Below are 778 nucleotides of genomic sequence, written 5' to 3' on the forward strand. Positions count from 1 at the left end.
ACAACGTACCCGGCAGGCCATGCGCGGCATCAAGAAGATGTTCCGTCAGGATGGGCTGCTGGGCTAACAGGCTGCGCCTTGTGCGCCCCTGCATAAAGAGAGGAAATCACGTGAAGTCGGTGAAGGTGGGTATTGCTGGTCTGGGCACGGTGGGTTCTGGCACCGTGAATGTACTGAAGCGTAACGCGCGGGATATTGCTCGCCGCGTGGGCTGTCCGATTGAAATTACCCATATCGGTGCCCGCCGCGACAACGCGGCCTGTGATACCAGTGATATTCGTCTTTCCCGCGATATTTTTGCGGTGGCGACAGACCCGGATATCGATATTCTGGTAGAGCTGATTGGCGGCATTGATACCGCACGTGAGCTGGTACTTACCGCCATCAAGAACGGCAAGCACGTGGTCACCGCCAACAAGGCGTTGATCGCCGAGCACGGCAACGAAATCTTCCAGGCCGCCCAGGATAATGGCGTGGACGTGGCGTTCGAAGCCTCTGTGGCTGGCGGGATTCCCATCCTCAAGTCCCTGGGTGAAGGTCTGGCCGCGAACCATGTGAACTGGCTGGCGGGCATTATCAATGGCACCGGCAACTTCATCCTCACCGAAATGGAAGAGGGTGGCCGGGCCTTTGATGACGTGTTGGCAGAAGCGCAAGCGCTGGGTTACGCGGAAGCGGACCCCACCTTCGACGTGGAAGGTATTGATGCCGCCCACAAGCTGACCATTCTGGCCTCCATTGCGTTCGGTATTCCACTGCAGTTTTCCAAGGTCTACAC

General features: G+C 58.0%; 1 protein-coding gene. It reads left to right on the forward strand.

The window, feature by feature from the left end:
* Nucleotides 1-110: 110 nt before the first annotated feature.
* A partial coding sequence (locus A3754_RS05890) for a homoserine dehydrogenase (protein ID WP_156496844.1) occupies nucleotides 111-778 on the forward strand: 668 nt, incomplete at its 3' end.

It is taken from the genome of Alcanivorax sp. HI0083, from assembly GCF_001635175.1.